Raw genomic sequence first — 916 nt, 5'->3', positions numbered from 1 at the left:
TTCATCAGCGCGATCACTTTTACGATATTGCCCCGGCGATATCCCATATTGCTTTTTAAATGCCTTGCCAAAATGCGTTTCTGATTGAAAACCGACCGAAAGCGCAACCGATAAAACCGAATCCGCCGTCTGTTTCAACAATAATGCCCCCTGCTGTAAGCGGATACTGTTTACAAAGGCATGCGGGCTTGTTCCCGTCTGCTGCTTGAATACTCGCATTAACTGGGCGCGAGACAAGTTAGCAATCGCGGTCATTTTCTCGATATTCCATTCTTCTTCCGGCTTATCCACTACTGCCTGAAGCAGATTCCGCAGGCGTTTGTCCTGCCAACCATTCAGCAAACCGCTTAATTGCGCTTCCCCATTTTTTTCCAAGCTGGCTCGAAGTAGAAATACCAGCAACACCGAAGCCAATGCGTTCACAACCGCTACCGAACCGGACAAGGCTTGACCGCTCTCATACTGTAACAATGCCACCAAATACTGCAAAGAAGGATGGTTGATATTCAGCAAAACCGTGTCAGGCAGCCCTGCCATAATATCTGCCTGCGCTTCATATTCAAACCGTGCGCAGAAAAGATGCAAAGCCGCATCGCCTCCTGCATGACTTTGCTTGACTTTAAATGCGCCTTTTTCAGTCGTCAGCACGCCAACACCGAGATTTTCACAACTGCTGTCGCTGCTCAAAGTATGCCCTACGCTGCGTGGGAAAAAGATGATATCCCCCGCACTCAGCAGCTTGGCTTCTTGCTCCCCATCAATTCGGATATAACCCGAACCGGCAGTGACGATATGCACCAAACCATGCGCACGCTTTGGCTCATGCCGCACATACCACTCCCCCCGAAAAAGACATTGAACATCCACGCTGCCTTTTACCTGCGCCAATTCGACCAGCCTATCCAAAATATCCATA

The 916-nt window shown here is 49.3% G+C and carries 1 protein-coding gene; it reads right to left on the bottom strand.

Annotated elements, in window-relative coordinates; all coding sequences use genetic code 11:
• The coding region (locus ACTHS3_RS15370; RefSeq protein WP_440368418.1) for a cupin domain-containing protein at positions 1-915 on the bottom strand (915 nt) is incomplete at its 3' end.
• Position 916: the final 1 nt, after the last annotated feature.

This window comes from Neisseria sp. P0009.S007 (assembly GCF_051962515.1).
This window is presented reverse-complemented; position numbering and strand designations above follow the sequence as displayed.